General features: G+C 39.2%; 2 protein-coding genes and 1 pseudogene. All 3 read right to left on the bottom strand.

The window, feature by feature from the left end; translation table 11 throughout:
• Nucleotides 1–503: pseudogene (locus WEIDD23_RS13305) on the bottom strand (hypothetical protein); the annotation flags it as partial.
• A 19-nt stretch (nt 504–522) separates the two neighbouring features.
• Nucleotides 523–1,218, bottom strand: a complete 696-nt coding sequence (locus tag WEIDD23_RS00570; protein WP_062358649.1) for a hypothetical protein — start codon at nt 1,216–1,218, stop codon at nt 523–525.
• Nucleotide 1,219: 1 nt separating this feature from the next.
• Nucleotides 1,220–1,572: hypothetical protein (locus WEIDD23_RS00565; RefSeq protein ID WP_197458749.1), on the bottom strand; the 353-nt coding region annotated here is incomplete at its 5' end.

The raw sequence follows: 1,572 nt of genomic DNA, 5'->3' as shown, positions 1-1,572 counted from the left end.
CCTTCAAACAAGTGCACTAAACTTGGGATGACCAATGGCACAATTGCTAAAGCAATTGACTTCCATGTTGCTCCAAAAACAAAACCATACACAGCAGCAGACGATGTATATACGACACCTAAACTTAACGCCCAACGTTTTGTTAATCCGACCTTTGTGGCCGAAAAATACATCGTCAATATTCCCAATGCGTAGACAATATATAACGTTAAAATTTGAAATTTATACCAAGTGCCTGCGACCAACAGCAACGCGCCGAAGAAATAAGTTACAAGCGGACTATAAACTTGGTTTACAATACGACCAGCTTGTTGAAATGTATATAAATTCAAAAAACTCAAATTACGATCTCGCAGCTGCATTGCTGCTTCAAAAATACGATTATAGTGAAAATAACCATCTACACCTAATAGTGCCGTGCCATTAAATAAAATGGGACTCATAATCACCAATGGCACAATCAATACCACAAGTATTAACTGCCAATTAACCTTTTTAAACATAACCCCTACTCCTAATGCCTTATTGGCCCTTCATTAACTCTGCACCACGATTAACAACTAAGTACGATTGATGCGTCGGACCCCAGTCCATTGCTTCAAATTCGCGTGTACCACCATCTTGCGTCGCATAAACACCCATATCAAAATCTGGATAAGTTAAACTGCCAACTAGCCATTTTGTCATTGGAATGGCCAAGTAAGCACCATCTGTAATGTAATACAGTTTCTGGTCCTTTTCATTAAACGACAAGAACTGTGTATAATACCCAGGCTTGCTACGAATAACTGTCGGCGTTATCGAAAACTTGGGCTTGCCGTCAACCATCCTACCGTGATACAGCATCACATCCCCATTCTGTAGATTAGTATCTTTTTTTGTCTTATTTGTGACGACAGAAACAATATACATATTTCCCGTGTTATCAATCGCAAAATTACGTTCACTATTTATTTTGTCATGCGACCGTGGATCAGTAAATGAAAAATCTGCACTTTCTACAGGCGCAAGTGTTTTCAAATCAACTTGTGTCAATGACTGCTTATAGGCGTCGTCCCCTTCAGCCATTAACCACAATCGCTTAGATTTGGCATCAAACGATAGCGCCTGACCATGGCCTGTATAAAATTCAGGTCCGACCTGCACTGAATCAAGCGCCTGCAACATCTTCGTTGATACAAACCTTTGACCATTAACTAGCTTTTCTAATTCACGCAATCTATTTTTGCCGCCACCAATTACGCCTGCTCTGCCCAATTTTTTTTAAGTCAAACATCACAACACGGCCATACTTCTTTTTGGTGTTACTCTCGTAAACAATATATAATTTATCGCCATGAATCATACTACCTTGCGGATTAGCCCAATTCACCAAATTCGTCGTTTCGGTTGGTAACAACAAATTGGTTCCAAACTTTGTAATTGGTCGAATCGAATTAGGCCGAGCGGTAATAACATTTGTTTCGTCATTATCAGAACGATTCATTTGCATTGGTAATGTCGTTTGGTACGCAATTTTGTTTGTAAACGACAAGCCTGTCTTTGGTGTATTTACAATTTTGAAATTCTTAA

The sequence above is a fragment of the Weissella sp. DD23 genome, from assembly GCF_001579105.1.
Classification (GTDB): Bacteria; Bacillota; Bacilli; order Lactobacillales; family Lactobacillaceae; genus Weissella; species Weissella cibaria.
The sequence above is the reverse complement of the archived record's forward strand: the minus strand, read 5'-3'. Positions and strand labels throughout refer to the sequence as shown.